General features: G+C 71.5%; 10 protein-coding genes and 1 pseudogene. 6 read left to right on the top strand and 5 right to left on the bottom strand.

Translation table 11 applies throughout. From position 1 onward, the window contains the following. Positions 1–16 precede the first annotated feature (16 nt). Positions 17–394: an NADH-quinone oxidoreductase subunit A gene (ndhC, locus tag ACIBSW_RS04790; protein ID WP_354721613.1), complete on the bottom strand. Its 378-nt coding sequence runs from the start codon at positions 392–394 to the stop codon at positions 17–19. Between the two features lie 198 nt (positions 395–592). Between ndhC and ACIBSW_RS04795 the strand changes: the two genes are divergently transcribed. Together ACIBSW_RS04795 and ACIBSW_RS04800 are read left to right on the top strand one after the other, a co-directional pair. Next, a complete protein-coding gene (locus tag ACIBSW_RS04795) occupies positions 593–2,446 on the top strand; it encodes a 2-oxoacid:acceptor oxidoreductase subunit alpha (RefSeq protein ID WP_354721612.1) in 1,854 nt (617 codons plus the stop codon). Further along, the gene (locus ACIBSW_RS04800) at positions 2,439–3,500 is read left to right on the top strand and encodes a 2-oxoacid:ferredoxin oxidoreductase subunit beta (protein WP_354721611.1); all 1,062 of its coding nucleotides are present in this window, start codon (positions 2,439–2,441) and stop codon (positions 3,498–3,500) included. The genes ACIBSW_RS04795 and ACIBSW_RS04800 overlap by 8 nt, the downstream gene beginning before the upstream one ends. Positions 3,501–3,505: 5 nt before the next feature. Here ACIBSW_RS04800 and ACIBSW_RS04805 read toward each other — a convergent pair whose 3' ends face one another. Further along, positions 3,506–4,522, bottom strand: coding sequence for an NAD-binding protein (locus ACIBSW_RS04805; RefSeq protein ID WP_354721610.1), 1,017 nt, complete (start codon positions 4,520–4,522; stop codon positions 3,506–3,508). 187 nt (positions 4,523–4,709) lie between these two features. On the opposite strand from ACIBSW_RS04805, the gene ACIBSW_RS04810 reads away from it, so the two are divergent. Next, complete coding sequence (locus ACIBSW_RS04810; protein ID WP_354721609.1) at positions 4,710–5,213, top strand: phospholipase; 504 nt, start codon at positions 4,710–4,712, stop codon at positions 5,211–5,213. Between the two features lie 58 nt (positions 5,214–5,271). On the opposite strand, the gene ACIBSW_RS04815 is transcribed toward ACIBSW_RS04810, so the two are convergent. Both ACIBSW_RS04815 and ACIBSW_RS04820 read right to left on the bottom strand, forming a co-directional pair. Beyond that, positions 5,272–8,139: an adenylate/guanylate cyclase domain-containing protein gene (locus ACIBSW_RS04815; RefSeq protein ID WP_354721608.1), complete on the bottom strand. Its 2,868-nt coding sequence runs from the start codon at positions 8,137–8,139 to the stop codon at positions 5,272–5,274. Between the two features lie 562 nt (positions 8,140–8,701). Continuing rightward, a complete protein-coding gene (locus tag ACIBSW_RS04820; RefSeq protein ID WP_354721607.1) occupies positions 8,702–8,920 on the bottom strand; it encodes a zinc ribbon domain-containing protein in 219 nt (72 codons plus the stop codon). A gap of 119 nt (positions 8,921–9,039) precedes the next feature. Between ACIBSW_RS04820 and ACIBSW_RS04825 the strand changes: the two genes are divergently transcribed. The 3 genes and pseudogenes from ACIBSW_RS04825 to ACIBSW_RS04835 form a co-directional block, all read left to right on the top strand. Continuing rightward, positions 9,040–10,533, top strand: coding sequence for a murein transglycosylase (locus tag ACIBSW_RS04825; RefSeq protein ID WP_354721606.1), 1,494 nt, complete (start codon positions 9,040–9,042; stop codon positions 10,531–10,533). A gap of 81 nt (positions 10,534–10,614) precedes the next feature. Then, positions 10,615–11,637, top strand: coding sequence for a GNAT family N-acetyltransferase (locus tag ACIBSW_RS04830; protein ID WP_354721605.1), 1,023 nt, complete (start codon positions 10,615–10,617; stop codon positions 11,635–11,637). A 130-nt stretch (positions 11,638–11,767) separates the two neighbouring features. Then, positions 11,768–14,110: pseudogene (locus tag ACIBSW_RS04835) on the top strand (endonuclease); the annotation flags it as partial. 38 nt (positions 14,111–14,148) lie between these two features. On the opposite strand, the gene hemB reads toward ACIBSW_RS04835, so the two are convergent. After that, positions 14,149–15,138, bottom strand: a complete 990-nt coding sequence (gene hemB / locus ACIBSW_RS04840) for a porphobilinogen synthase (RefSeq protein ID WP_354721604.1) — start codon at positions 15,136–15,138, stop codon at positions 14,149–14,151. Positions 15,139–15,160: the final 22 nt, after the last annotated feature.

Here is a 15,160-nt window from a genome sequence, read left to right on the forward strand (position 1 = left end):
GCTCGATCGAGGGGTGTCAGGTCCAGGTAAGGATCTTCTTGCGCCAGGCGTAGGCGATGCCCAGTGCCAGGACCGCCACGAAGACGGCCATCTCGACGGCGGTCACCAGGCCGAAACCGGGCCGGTCGAAGACGACCGCCCACGGGAAAAGGAACACGGCCTCGACGGCAAAAAGCACATAAAGGTACGCATAGACGTAATAGCGAATCTTCGCCTGCGCCCAGTCGCCGCCGACCGGGTCGACGCCGCTCTCGTAGGTCGCGCGCTTGCCCGCCGGCTCGGCCGGGTTCGCGGGCCTGAGCAGCCTGTTCGCGCCGAAAGCGCCGACGAACACGAGCACGCCGGCGGCCATCAACAGCCCGAGTGTCGCGTACGAACCCAGATATCCGTCCACGGGCGCAGCCTAACGACCGAAGGGTGGACTCGGTTGGCCCAGGCAAGCCTTGCCTGGCTACTGTGGTCAACGGTCTGAAGTCGGACAAGCACCTGTACCCACAGCGGTAAGGAGCGCCGACGTAGGCTGGAAGTGACTATTGCGGGCCGGCTCATCGACGTGCGTACCCGCCGGCCGGCTCCCTCAGGAGGTTGGAACGTGGCCGTTCCCGCGAAGCGTGTCGAGCAACTCGATCGCGTGGTCATCCGGTTCGCCGGCGACTCTGGTGACGGTATGCAGCTCACCGGCGACCGGTTTACGTCCGAGACCGCCCAGCTGGGCAACGACATCTCGACGTTGCCCAACTTCCCGGCCGAGATCCGGGCACCTGCGGGCACCCTGCCGGGCGTCTCGAGCTTTCAGGTGCACTTCGCCGACTACGACATCCTCACGCCGGGCGACTCGCCGAACGTGCTGGTGGCGATGAACCCGGCGGCCCTGAAGGCGAACCTGGCCGACCTGCCGACCGGCGCCGACATCATCGTGAACACCGACGAGTTCACCAAGCGCAACCTGACCAAGGTCGGCTACTCGGTCAGCCCGCTCGAGGACGGCTCGCTGGACGACTACGCCCTGCGGCCGGTGGCGCTGACCTCGATGACCATCGGAGCCCTCGCCGAGCTGGGCGTCGCGAAGAAGGACGCCGAGCGCGCCAAGAACATGTTCGCCCTCGGCCTGCTGAGCTGGATGTACTCGCGCCCCTTCGAGTCGACGATCCGGTTCCTGGAGCGCAAGTTCGCCAAGCGCCCGGACCTGGTCGCGGCGAACAAGGCGGCCTTCAACGCGGGCTGGAACTTCGGCGAGACGACCGAGGACTTCTCGGTGCGCTACGAGGTCAAGCCGGCCAAGATGCTTCCGGGCACCTACCGCAACATCACCGGTAACGCCGCGCTGGCGCTGGGCCTGGTCGCCGCTGGCGTGCGCGCGAAGCTGCCGGTCTTCCTCGGCGCCTACCCGATCACCCCGGCGTCGGACATCCTGCACGAGCTGTCCAAGCACAAGCGGTTCGGCATCACCACGATGCAGGCCGAGGACGAGATCGCCGCGGTCGGCGCGGCCGTCGGCGCCGCGTACGGCGGCGCGCTCGGCGTCACCACGACCTCGGGCCCCGGCGTCGCGCTCAAGGGCGAGACGATCTCGCTGGCGATCGCGCTCGAGCTGCCGCTGGTCATCATCGACGTGCAGCGGGCCGGCCCGTCGACGGGCATGCCGACCAAGACCGAGCAGGCCGACCTCAACATGGCCCTCTACGGCCGGCACGGCGAGGCGCCGCTCGCGGTGATCGCCCCGCGGTCGCCGTCGGACTGCTTCCACGCCGCGATCGAGGCGGCCCGGATCGCCCTGAAGTACCGCACCCCGGTGATCCTGCTGTCGGACAACTACGTGGCCAACGGCTCCGAGCCGTGGCTGCTGCCCGACGTCTACGACCTCCCGGACATCTCGGTCGCCTTCACCACCGAGCCGAACGGCGAGGACGGGCGCTTCCTGCCGTACCTGCGCGACCCGGAGACCCTGGCGCGGCCGTGGGCGATCCCGGGCACGCCGGGCCTGGAGCACCGGATCGGCGGCCTGGAGAAGGCCGACAAGACCGGCGACATCTCCTACGACCCGGCCAACCACGAGCTCATGGTCCGGATCCGGGCGGAGCGCATCGAGTCGATCCCGGTACCGGACGTCGAGGTCGAGGACCCGGACGAGAACGCCCGCGTGCTGGTGCTGGGCTGGGGCTCCACCTACGGCCCGATCGGCGCCGCCTGCCGGTCGCTGCGCCAGCGCGGCCTGCCGATCGCGCAGGCGCATCTGCGGCACCTGTCGCCGCTGCCGGCGAACCTGGGCGAGGTGCTCAAGGCATACGACAAGGTGATCATCCCGGAGATGAACCTGGGCCAGCTCGCCCACGTCATCCGGGCCCGGTACCTGGTCGACGCGGTTCCCTTCAACCAGGTAAGCGGCCTGCCGTTCACGGCCGCGACGCTGGAGAACATGCTCGAGGACGTGGTCAAGAATGGCTAGCCCGACCCTGAACCACCGCGACCTGGGTATCACCCCGGTGAAGCTGACCGCCAAGGACTTCAAGTCCGACCAGGAGGTCCGCTGGTGCCCCGGCTGCGGTGACTACGCGATCCTCGCCGCGGTGCAGCAGTTCATGCCGGAGCTGGGCATCCCCCGGGAGAACACGGTCTTCGTGTCCGGCATCGGCTGCTCGTCGCGCTTCCCGTACTACATGAACACCTACGGGATGCACTCGATCCACGGCCGCGCGCCGGCGATCGCGACCGGGCTGTCCGCGTCCCGCCCCGACCTGTCGGTCTGGGTCGTCACCGGCGACGGCGACGCGCTCTCGATCGGCGGCAACCACCTGATCCACGCGCTGCGCCGCAACGTCAACCTCAAGATCCTGCTGTTCAACAACCGGATCTACGGCCTGACCAAGGGGCAGTACTCGCCGACCTCCGAGCTCGGCAAGATCACCAAGTCGACGCCGGCGGGCTCGGCGGACTCGCCGTTCAACCCGCTGTCGCTGGCGCTGGGCGCCGAGGCGACGTTCGTGGGCCGCACGATCGACTCGGACCGCAAGCACCTGCAGTCGGTGCTGCGGGCCGCGGCGGAGCACCAGGGCTCGGCCTTCGTGGAGATCTACCAGAACTGCAACATCTTCAACGACGGCGCGTTCGAGCTGCTCAAGGACTCCGACACCCGCGACGACCACCTGATCCGCCTGGAGCACGGCCAGCCGATCACCTTCGGCGCGCAGGGCCAGTACTCGGTCGTGCACCCGGCCGGCGGCTTCGGCCTGTCGGTGCGCGACAGTTCCGACCTGCGCGGCGAGACGCCGGTGGTGCACGACGCGACGGTCGACGACCCGGCCTACGCGTTCGCGCTGAGCCGGCTGTCCGGATCGGACCTGGGCACGACCCCGATCGGCGTGTTCCGCAACGTCCAGCGCCCGTCCTACGACGAGCTGATCCAGAAGCAGCTGGAGGACGCCCGGAGCCAGGTCACCGGGACGCCCGACCAGATGCTCGGCGAGCTGCTGAACGCCGGCGACACCTGGACGATCCTGTAGGTGTTTTAGACGTGCAGGTCCGCGCCGCGGTGCTCCTCGTCGCGGATGAAGACCAGCATGTCGCCGGTCTCGATCGTCGCGATCTGCTCGCCACCCAGCGGCACCACCTTGCCGCGGCGGATCAGGGCCACGACGAGGGTCTGCAGCTCGCGGGGGTTGCGGCCGACCTCGGCCCGCTCGGCGGAGCGCATCGCCAGCGCCATGCCCTGACCCGGCGTGAGCAGGTCCTCGACGACGTCGATCAGCGGCGGCGTGGTGGTGGTCAGGCCGAGTAGCCGGCCGGCCGTCGAGGACGACACGATCACGTGGTGTGCGCCGCTCTGCTTGAGCAGGGCGGCGTTCTCCTGTTCCCGGACCGCCGCGATGATCCGGACCTGGCCCGCGGTCAGCTGCCGCACGGTCAGGCTGATGAGCACGGACGCCTCGTCGGTGTCGGTGGCGATGATGACCGCCTTGGCCCTCCGGACGTCGGCCTCCTCGAGCACCGCCGAGCGGGTGGCGTTGCCCTCGATCGCGACCAGGCCGTTGGAGGCGGCCTGGCGCAGCGCGACGTCACGGCTCTCGACGATGATGATGCGGGACTTGTCGTAGCCGGTCTCCAGCAGCGCGCTGACCGCGGCGCGGCCCTTGGTGCCGTAGCCGCAGACGATGACGTGGTCCTTCAATTTCCGCCTCCACCGGCTGACCCTGAGGCTGTTCCGGTACTGGTCCGTCAGCACTTCGAGGGTCGTGCCGACGAGGATGATCAGGAAGAGCACGCGGGCCGGGGTGATGAACACGATGTTCATGAACCGAGCCTCCGGCGTCACCGGCGTGATGTCGCCGTAGCCGGTCGTGGAGAGCGACACGACCGCGTAGTAGAAGCAGTCGAGCAGCGTCAGCCCGTCCTCGTTGACGTCCCGGTAGCCGTCGCGGTCCAGGTAGATGACGGCGACGGTGAGCAGAACGAGGGTGATGGCGGCCGCGAGCCGGACGCCGAGCGCACGCAGCGGTCCCTGTCGGACCAGCGGTAGTCGAATCACTTGGCGGCCGTCTGCACGTTCACACCTTAGCGGCACCGCACCAGACCGCTCTTTAGAACATCACATGACAGACCTGTTACGGAATACTGGTTAGTAACTTGAATCACCGTTAAGGAAAAGTCCATCGACCTGCTTGTATGGCGCAACCTTCGGCTCGAAGACTGGCGGCCTACCGCTGGAGGTATTGATGAACCGGTTCGTACACCGCTTCCTCGTCATCCTTGTCTCAGCCGTCGCCCTCCTCACACCCTCTGTCGCGGCAACCGCCGCGGAGAGCAAGGCCTCCGTCCTGTCCCGATGGACGCAACCCACCGCCGCCAGCACCAACTCCTGGAACAGCGCCCGGCTCGACCGCGCACCGTGGGCCAGCTACGGCTTCGACTGGTCGACCGACCTCTGCTCGTCCAGCCCGGACAACCCGCTGGGCTTCGCCTTCGAGAACTCGTGCTGGCACCACGACTTCGGGTACCGCAACTACAAGGCCATCGGCGCCTTCCCCGCCAACAAGGCCCGGGTGGACGACACGTTCTACGCGGACCTGAAGCGCGTGTGCGCCACCTACAACGCCGTGGTGCGGCCCGCGTGCCTGAGCCTCGCGTGGACGTACTACCAGGCGGTGAGCATCTTCGGATCGCTCGACTCCGTCAGCCAGTCCGATATCGACCGCGCCCGGGCGCTGATCGAGAAGTAACAACGACCAACGGCAGGTAGCCGGCGGGCCCCGGATCCACCACCGGGGCCCGCTTTCGTCAGCCCGGTGCGTGCGCGAAGCGGGCCGAGCCGTACTCCAGGTCGGGGTGTTCGACGGCGAGGGCCATCGCGACCGCCCGGCCGAACCCGTTCGCCGCGCCGTCGGCGTAGGCGACGTCGAAGGCGGCGTCGCCGAGCGCCCGCCGCAGGACGGCCTGCTGCGCCGACCAGAACGCACCGAACTGGGCGGCCCGCCGCACGCCGCGCACCGACTCCGCGCCACCGAAGAGGACGGTCGCGGTGGTGGGATCGCCGCCGACCGCGCAGCGGACCGCGATGGCCGCGACGGCGTCCGCGGCCGCGCCCCGGAATCCGTGCCGCAACCGCGACCTCAGCGCGACGACCAGGTGGTCGTGCGCGGCGACCAGGTCACCGCGGCGCAGGGCCACCATGCCGAGAAGCCAGTCGACGGTACGGCTGCCCCGGTCCTGCGGCCGCCCGGCCTCCAGCTGACGGGCACCGCCGAGCAACTCGGCCGCCTCGTCGAGCGCGTCGCGCCGCCAGAGCAGCTCGGCGAGCGCCACGACCGAGGGCAGCGCGACGCCCGGCACGCCGGTCCGCTCCGCCGCGGCGATGACCTCGCGGCACACCCGCTCGGCCTCGGCCAGCCGTCCGGCGCCGGCCAGCGAGATCCGGTGGCCGGCCAGCGCGCGCAGGAGCAGGGCGGGCTGATCGGCCTCGCGGGCGACGGTCTCGGCCCGGTCCAGGAAGCGGACCCGCTCCTCCGGGTCGTCGGCGAGCCCGGCGTGGACCAGATATGCGGAGGCCAGCTCCGCGGGGGTGATCTGCTCACCCTCGGCCCGCCCGTACAGCCGGAAGAGCAGGTCCCGGCCGACCCGGGCCCCGCCGTGCTCGCGCCACCAGGGGTCGAGGGCGCCGGCGAGCCGCAGCCCGGCCCGGACGCTGCCGCCGCTCGCGGACCAGCGCAGCGCGGCCTGCCACTCGCCGACATGCGGCGCGAGCTCGGTGAGCGACACCGTGCGCGGCTGCCCGTCGGTGTCCACGGCGACGCTCTCCAGCGTGTGCAACGACCAGGCGGCGTGCCGGTCCCGCGCGGCGGGCTCCTCCCCCGCCGCGACGAGCCGGCGCGTCGCGTACGCCCGGACCTGCTCGGAGATCCGGTAGCGCGGCCCGGCGACGACCTCGACCAGCGAGCGGTCGGCGAGCTCGGAGAGCGCGCCGAACGCGTCCTCTCCGGACCACTCGACGGCGCCCAGCTCCACCGGCCCGGCGAAGACGGCCAGCCGCCGCAGCAGCTCGGCCGCGGTGTCGCTGAGACCGCGATAGGACCAGTCCAGGTTGCCGGTCAGGCTGGCGTGCCGCCCGGTACCGAGCCGCCCGGCGTCCAGCGCCGCGATGGGATCGTCGAGGCGGGTGGCGAGCTGTGCCGGGGAGAGCAGCCGGAGCCGGTCCGCGGCGAGCTCGATGGCGAGCGGCGCGCCGTCCAGCTTCGACGCGACCCGGGCCAGGTCGGCGGCCTCGTCCTGCGGCCCGGGCCGGCCGCCGCGCGCGGCGTCGGCCCGGTCGGTGAGCAGGGCGAAGGCGTCGGCCGGCGCGAGCGGCGGTATCCGCCAGACCAGCTCACCGGGTACGCCGAGCGGAACGCGCGAGGTGGCCAGCACGTCCAGCCGCGAGCAGCCCGCGAGCAGGCGCCGAACCAGCTCCATGGCGGCGCGGTGCCGGGCCTCGCAGGTCTCGAGGACGACGAGCGAGCGGCCGGCGCCGCACCGCTCGATGATCGTGTCGAGCACCGGCCGACCGGGCTCGGGCCGGACGCCCATCGCGGCGGCCAGCGCCGCCTCGTGCCCCTCGCCGGCCAGATCCACGACCCAGACCCCGTCCGGGTACGCGGTGAGCAGCTCCTCGGCGACGGCGTGCGCCAGCCGGGTCTTGCCGGCCCCACCCGCACCGGCGACGGTGACGAGGCGGTGCCGGCCGACGAGCCCACGCAGCTCGGCCAGCTCCGGCCGGCGCCCGACGAACGGGGTGACCGGGGCCGGCAGGTTGTGCGCGGGCGCGCAGGGCGTGCGTGGACGGGGGAAGCTGCGCTCCAGGCCGGCGGCGGCGAGCTGGAACAGCCGCTCGGCGTCGTCGAACCCGCGCAGCCGGAACGGGCCGAGGTCCAGCAGGTCGACGGTCTCGGTGCGCCGGGCGGTCACGATCCGCGCGACCCGCGCGACCGCCGCGCCGTTACCGGCCCAGTCGAGGGCGGCGCCCTCGCCGGAGCCGTGACCGCGGGCCGGGGCACGCGGGTCGAGGGTCGTGCTCGCGCGGCCGATCGCGGCGCGGCCGACCGCCGCGGCGCGGTATTCGCGGGTGGCGATCGCGCAGCCGGACGCGGCGGCGCGGGTGGCCGCCGTGCGGACGGTCACGCGGCCGGCCGCGGGCGCGGCACCGGCCAGGACGTGCTCGCCCGGGCCGGGCGAGCCGGCGGAGACGGCCGAGGCGGTCGCCTCCGAGCAGAGGACCTGGCCGCCGTGTGCCGCGGAGGCGACCCGGGCCGCGCGGTGGACCTCCGCGCTCGCGTACTCGTCGCCGATCGGCGTCGCCCAGCCGGTGTGCAGGCCCATGCGGACCCGGGGTTCCGCGTCCGCGCTCGGCCACGGGTATGCGGCCAGTGCACGCTGCGCAGCGACGCACGCTGCTACGGCGGCCCCCGCGTCGCGAAAGGCAACGAAGAAGGAATCACCCTCAGTGAATAGCTCGACGCCGGCGTAATTGCTCAGCGCTGCGCGCACCACGTCTCGATGCGCGTTGAGCACGCTGCCATAGCCGTCGCCCAGCATCCGGGCGAGCCGCGTGGAGCCCTCGATGTCCGTAAACATGAAGGTCACCAGCCCACTCGGCAGCTCGGTCCGTCCCGACACGGTAGGAACCTCCGCCCCCTTGGGAAGTCGCGCTTCGTGCTGCGCACCGCACTCACACGGCACATCGTAGGAACGGTCGGTAACCATCCGCCCGCCACGGCCGGTCGCTCAGGGGCGACCACTGGTCTGGTCATCGACGTTCACGCACGGCACTACGCGTGACGTAACGACGCGGTTCACGTTCGAGTTGCGCTGCGGCCGGTCAGTTACGACGATCCGTTCGGATGTCCCCGCAAGAGTCACGTTGTGCGACTCCACCAGGTCACCCGCGGATCACCACAGCGTTACGTCAATGAACCACCCATACTCGACGGAACAAGAGATCCTCAAGACCTCGACTCTGATACCGACCCAACCTGATACCGGCCGAACGGACGGATCTCTCCGACGATCGCGCACCAAGGTCGTCGGTGGCGTCATCGGTGTCCGATTTCAATCCTGCGGGGTCTCGCGGATGCCGCCGGGCGCCGATCGCGATGGGGTGTGCGATCGGTCCGGTGCGGGCGGACCGGCATCGGGCCCGTCGAGCAGGGGCGGCGAGGTGACGCCGCCCGGTCGGCGATCAGCAGCCGCAGCCGCCGCCGCAACAGCCCCCGCCGCCGCCCGCGGCCGGGGCCGACGGCACGGCGCCGCCGCGGCCGGTGACCGCGACCGTCGTCAATAGTTTGACCGTTTCGGCATGTCCCTGCGGGCAGCTGGCCGGTGCGCCGGACTCGGCCATCGGACGGTTCAGCTCGAAGGTGTCGCCGCAGGCGCGGCAGCGGTAGTCATAACGCGGCATCCACACAGCGTATGGCCCGGGTGCGACACTTCACCGAGGTGGCTCCCCCGTTGTGACCCGCAGGTATCGGACCCGGTCCATGGAATCGGCGCTGGCCGCGGCCCGGTATCCTCGTCCGGGTGACGGACGGTCAGGAGACACCCTCGGCGCGGCGCGGGCAGCGGCCCTCGGCGCCGCATCTCGACGGGCCCCTGGGCAGCTCGGGCGCGGCGCCCGCGGACGAGCCCGCCGTGACCGACGACACCGACGACCGCGCGACGAAGATCACCGACGCCAAGGCCTCCACCGACGCGACCGCACCGGCCGCGGACACCCCCGACAAGCCCGCGGAGCCGGTCACCACCGCGAACAGCGACGGCGCCCCAAAGAGCGGCCCTGAGAGCAGCGCGGAGAAGAGCAGCCCGGACAAGGCCAGCGCGGAGAAGCCCAGCGCGGACAAGGCCAGCGCGGACAAGGCCAGCGCGGACAAGGCCAGCGCGGACAAGGCCAGCGCAGAGAAGCCCAGCGCAGAGAAGCCCAGCGCAGAGAAGCCCAGCGCAGAGAAGAGCAGCGCAGAGAAGAGCAGCGCAGAGAAGAGCAGCGCGGACAAGGCCAGCGCTGAGAAGGACGGGCCGGAGAAGACCGGTAAGGACGGGATCGACGGGAAGCCGGCGGTTCCCGCCGCCGCCTCGAAGAGCCGGACCACCAGGGTCCTGCGCGCCGCCAATCCCGTCCGGGTCGCCCGGAACACCGCCCGCAGCACCTCGGCGTGGGCCAAGCGCCCCAGCGGGCGGCTCATCGTCCCGACGGTCATCGCCGCCCTGCTGCTCGGCGCCGCCGGATCGGCCGGCGCCTACCTCGTACCCCAGGCGCTGCAGTCCGTGCCGTCGCCCAGCGTGACCCCGGGCTTCGGCCAGGACGCCGGCGCCTCCGCCGGCCCCGTCGCCGCGCCGAGCATCAGCGGCGTTCCCGGCCTGCCCGGGTCCGTCTCGACGCCCGGCGGCACCCTGCCGCCCACCGCGCCGCCCCTCGGCGGCGTCGGCACCGCGCGGCCCGCCGACGTGCTGGCGGCGTGGGCGCAGGAGGCCGGCACCCGGGCCGGCATCCCGGTCGTCGCGGTGCAGGCATACGGATACGCCGAGCTGGTCGTCGCGCGCGCCACCCCGTCCTGCCACCTGAGCTGGACCACCGTCGCCGCGATCGCCAAGGTCGAGTCCTCGCACGGCAGCGCGAACGGCGCCGTGCTCAGCGCCGACGGTGCCGTCGCACCCGCGATCTTCGGCCTACCGCTGGACGGCAAGGGCGGCCGCCAGCTCATCCGCGACTCCGATCAGGGCGCCCTCGACGGCGACCCGCAGTTCGACCGGGCGATGGGCCCGCTGCAGTTCATCCCGCAGACCTGGACCGCGATCTCCGTCGGCAATGGTGTCGATGCCGACAACAACGGGTTCTCCGATCCCAACGACATCGACGACGCGGCGCTGGCCGCGGCCCGCTATCTGTGCCAGGGCGGCCGCGACCTGTCCAAGCCGGACGCCTGGTGGGACGCCATTTTGTCGTACAACGCCGTGCGGCCGTACGCGCAGAAGGTGTTCGACGCGGCCAACGAGTACGGGCAACGTACCCGGGTATGAATATCAACCCACAGTGACGAGTCCCGTACATTTGACCCCCCAGCACTTCCCTGAAGGTCCAGATACCGGCAAGCTGTACGGGTGAGGGTGCGTGAGTGGGATCCCCGAGCCGCGTCGGCGGGGGAGATCCGGTCGCTCGTGGAGACGCTGAACGCGGTGCTGGCCGCCGATCTCCCCGACGATCCACCGTGGCAGGACGTGCAGGTGGTCGACTACCTGGCGGAGACCATGCCGGGTGAACGCCGGATCAGCTGGGTCGCCGAGGACGACCGGCTCGCCGAGGGCGAGAGCGCCATCTTCGGCCACGTCAGCATTCTTCTGCTCGGCGACATCGGCGTGCTCGAGGTGCTGGTGCACCCCGATCTGCGCCGCCGCGGCCTCGGTCAGCAGTTACTCGCCGTCGCCGCGCGCCGGGCCTATCTCGAGGGCTTCTCGTCCATCGGGGTCGAGGCGATCGGCGACACCCCGGCCATCGAGTTCTACACCTCGATGGGCTTTGAGCGGGAGTATGTGGAGACCCGCAGCGTCCTGACCCTGTCCAGGGTGGACTGGAACGCCCTTGGCGCCATGGCCGGCGGCATCAGCTCCGGATACCGGATCGAGTACCACCCCGGCGGACCGCCGCCCGAGCTGGTGGAGGCCTACGCGCAGGCCAAGCTGGTCGGCCAGGACGACGACGACAACGACCTCGACCTGCGGCCGAGCTCGTCGGACCCGCAGCGCCTGCGGGACAGCCTCGACACGCTGCACCGGCGCGGCTTGAAGCCGTACATCGTGCTGGCGGTGCACGAGGCGAGCGGGACGGTCGCCGGGCTCACCGAGGTGGTCGTGCCCGCACAGCACCCGGAGCGCGCCGACCAGTACGACACCATCGTCGTCCGGGAGCATCGCGGCTACGGCATCGACCGGGCGATCAAGGCCCGGATGCTCTTCGAGCTGCGCGCGGCGGAGCCCGGACTGCGCGAGGTGCAGACCTGGAACGCCCAGCACAACGAGTCGATGTTGAAGGTCAACGCCGAGCTGGGATTCCAGTCCGACCGAGATTGGTATGAATACGGCGCCGACGTTGCGCAACTGGTACAGAGACTCGAACCCACGGACTGACCTGGGCCTTTATCGTCGGCGTATCCCTTAAAAGATCCGCTGTGGAGGCTCCGTGCGTTACCACCGCATATTGCCGCTTATCGCTGTCCCGATCGTGACGGCGCTTGTCATGCCCGGCGTCGCCCGCGCCGCCGCCGACCCGCTGACGATCGGCGCCGTGCAGGGCACCACGACCGACGCGGAGAACCCGCGTACCGATCGGTCGCCGCTGGCGAACGCGTCCGGCAACGGCACCAGCAGCACCCTCTACGACGTGCGCGGCGTCGTCACCCAGCGCACCCTGGCCCGGACCGCGGCCGGTGCCGACCAGAACGGCTTCTTCCTGCAGAGCCGCAAGGGCACCGAGGACGGCGACCCGACCAGCTCCGACGGCATCTTCGTCTTCCTGGGCACCTTCACGTCCCTGATCGGCGGCTACGTTCCGACGGTCGGCGACGAGATCGTGGTGCGGGCCCGGGTCTCCGAGTTCTTCTCCATGACGCAGCTTTCCGGCGCCTCGCTGGTCACCAAGCTCGCGTCGGACGTGCCGGCGAGCGAGCTGCAGACCGACGACGCGGCGCCGCCGTCCGAGCTGGCCGCCGCCGAGCGCTTCTGGGAGCGCCACGAGGGCATGCAGCTGCGGGTCCGCGCGGGCTCCGGCGCGGTCTCGGGCCGCAACGTCTTCGCCGGCACCGCCGACGCCGAGACCTGGGTGATCGACAAGGACGACCCGCTGCTGGCCCGCGCCGACCCGTACGCACGCCGCGTGTTCCGCGACGCGCACCCGCTGGACAACCTGCCGGGGACCGTCGACGACGGCAACGGCGACCGCATCCTGCTCGGCTCGATCGGCGTCAAGGCGACCGCCGGCGACAACCGCGCGATGCTGCCGCCGGCCAAGACCTTCGACGTGCTCTCCGCCGACGCCGTCGGCGGCGTCACCTACTCCTTCAACAAGTACGGTGTCCAGCCGGCGAGCGCCGCGTTCACGCCCGGCGCCGACCCGTCCCGGAACAACCCGCCGAAGGCCGCCGCCCGGGGCACCGAGTTCGCCGTCTCCACCTACAACGTGGAGAACCTGTACGACTACCGCGACGACCCGTTCGACGGCTGCGACTTCACCGGCAACACGGGGTGTCCCGGCGTCAACCCGCCGTTCGACTACGTGCCGGCGAGCGAGGCGGAGTACCGGGAGAAGCTCGGCAACCTGGCCGACCAGATCGTCGACAGCATGCACTCGCCCGACGTGATCCTCGCGCAGGAGGCCGAGGACCAGGACATCTGCGCGGTCACCGGCGGCGCGCTCGCCTGCGGCGACACCGACAACGCGGACGGCCGGCCGGACACCCTGCAGGAGCTCGCCCTGACGATCGCGGGCAGCGGCGGCCCGGCGTACGCGGCCGCCTACGACCGCAGCGGCGCCGACGCCCGCGGCATCACCGCCGGATTCCTCTACCGCACCGACCGCCTGTCGCTGGCGGCGGCGGACGCGGGCGACCCGGTGCTGGGCTCCGCACCGCAGGTCGAGTACCGGGGCACCCCGCTGGCGGGCAACGCCGAGGTGTCCAACCCCAAGACGCTCAACGCGGTGCTGCCGGCGGACGTCGACACCTCGACCGGCGTCGACGGCTCGAACGTGTACACCCGGGCGCCGCAGGTGGCGCTCTTCGACGTGCGGGCCGCGCCGGGCTCGTCCGAGCATTTCCAGCTCTGGGCGATCAGCAACCACTACTCGTCGGGTCCGGACAGCCGGGTCGGGCAGCGCACCGAGCAGGCCGCGTACGGCGCCGCGATCGCCACGGCGATCGGGAACGGCCACCCGCACGCGCGGATCGCGTACGGCGGCGACCTCAACGTCTTCCCCCGGCCGGACGACCCGGTCCCGGCCAACCCGGGTGACCAGCTCGGCCCGCTGTACGAGGCCGGCCTGCACAACCTCTGGGACGACCTGGCGGCGGACGCGCCGTCGTCGGCGTACTCGTATGTCTTCGACGGCTCGGCGCAGACGCTGGACAACCTCTTCGTCAACGACGCCCTCTACGGCGACCTGATCGAGATGCGCGCCGCGCACATCAACGCCGACTGGGCCGCCGCCGACGAGGCGAACGGCTCGAAGGGCTCCAGCGACCACGACCCGCAGATCGCCCGCTTCCGGTCCCGGGCGGCGCTGTCCGTGGCGGGCGCGAGCGTCGCCGAGGGCGATCGCGGCGGCACGCCGCTGGCCTTCCCGGTGTCGCTGTCCCGGCCGCTGAGCCGGCCGATGACGGTCTGCGCGACGACGCTGCCCGGCTCGGCCCTGCCGGCGATCGACTTCGAGCCGTACGCGGGCTGCAAGGTCATCCCGGCCGGCTCGACCGGCGTGGTCTTCGAGGTGCGGGTCCGCGGCGACAAGGTGCGGGAGCGGGACGAGACGTTCAGGCTCGCGATCGCCGGCCTGGAGGGTCTGCGCCTGACCGACGCCACGGCGACGGGGACGATCAAGAACGACGACTGATCGGGAACGCGGAAAAGGGGCCCCTCGGGGCCCCTTTTTCAGTAGCGGTCGCGCAGAAGCTGGGCGGCCTCGGTCGCCCAGTAGGTGAGGATGATCTGGGCACCGGCCCGCTTGATCGAGGTCAGCGTCTCCAGCATCACGCCCTCGCGGTCCAGCCAGCCGTTGGCCGCGGCGGCCTCGACCATCGCGTACTCGCCGGAGACCTGGTAGGCGGCGACCGGGATGTCGACGCGGTCGCGGACGGCGGCGATCACGTCGAGATACGGCAGGGCCGGCTTCACCATGACGATGTCGGCGCCCTCGGCCACGTCCAGCTCGACCTCGCGCAGCGCCTCGCGGACGTTGCCCGGGCTCTGCTGGTAGGTGCGGCGGTCGCCCTGCAGGGTCGACTCGACGGCCTCGCGGAACGGACCGTAGAAGGCGCCCGCGTACTTGGCCGCGTACGCGAGCACGGCGACGTCCTGGTGGCCGGCGTTGTCGAGGGCCCGGCGGACCACGCCGATCTGGCCGTCCATCATCCCGGACGGGCCGACCACGTGCGCGCCGGCCTCGGCCTGCGCGACGGCCATCTGGCCGTAGAGCTCGAGGGTGGCGTCGTTGTCGACGGTGCCGTCGGCGGCCAGGACCCCGCAGTGGCCGTGCGAGGTGAACTCGTCGAGGCACAGGTCGCCCATGACCACCGTCGAGTCGCCGACCTCGGAGATCAGGTCACGCAGCCCGACGTTCAGGATGCCCTCCGGGTCGATGCCGCCGGAGCCGGTCTCGTCCTTGCCGGCGTGCTCGGGCACGCCGAAGAGCATCAGGCCGCCGACGCCCGCGCTGACCGCCTGGTGTGCGGCCTTGCGCAGCGACTCGCGGGAGTGCTGCACGACGCCCGGCAGTGAGCTGATCGCGCGGGGCTCGGTCAGGCCCTCCTTGAGGAAGAGCGGCAGCACCAGCTCGGCCGGCGCGACCCTGGTCTCCTCGACCAGCCGCCGCATGGCGGCCGTGCGGCGCAGGCGCCGCGGACGCACGTCGGGGAACGACATGCCAACTCCTTCAGCCGTTCGG

The sequence above is a fragment of the Actinoplanes sp. NPDC049668 genome, from assembly GCF_044465445.1.
In the GTDB taxonomy this organism is placed as follows: Bacteria; Actinomycetota; Actinomycetes; order Mycobacteriales; family Micromonosporaceae; genus Actinoplanes.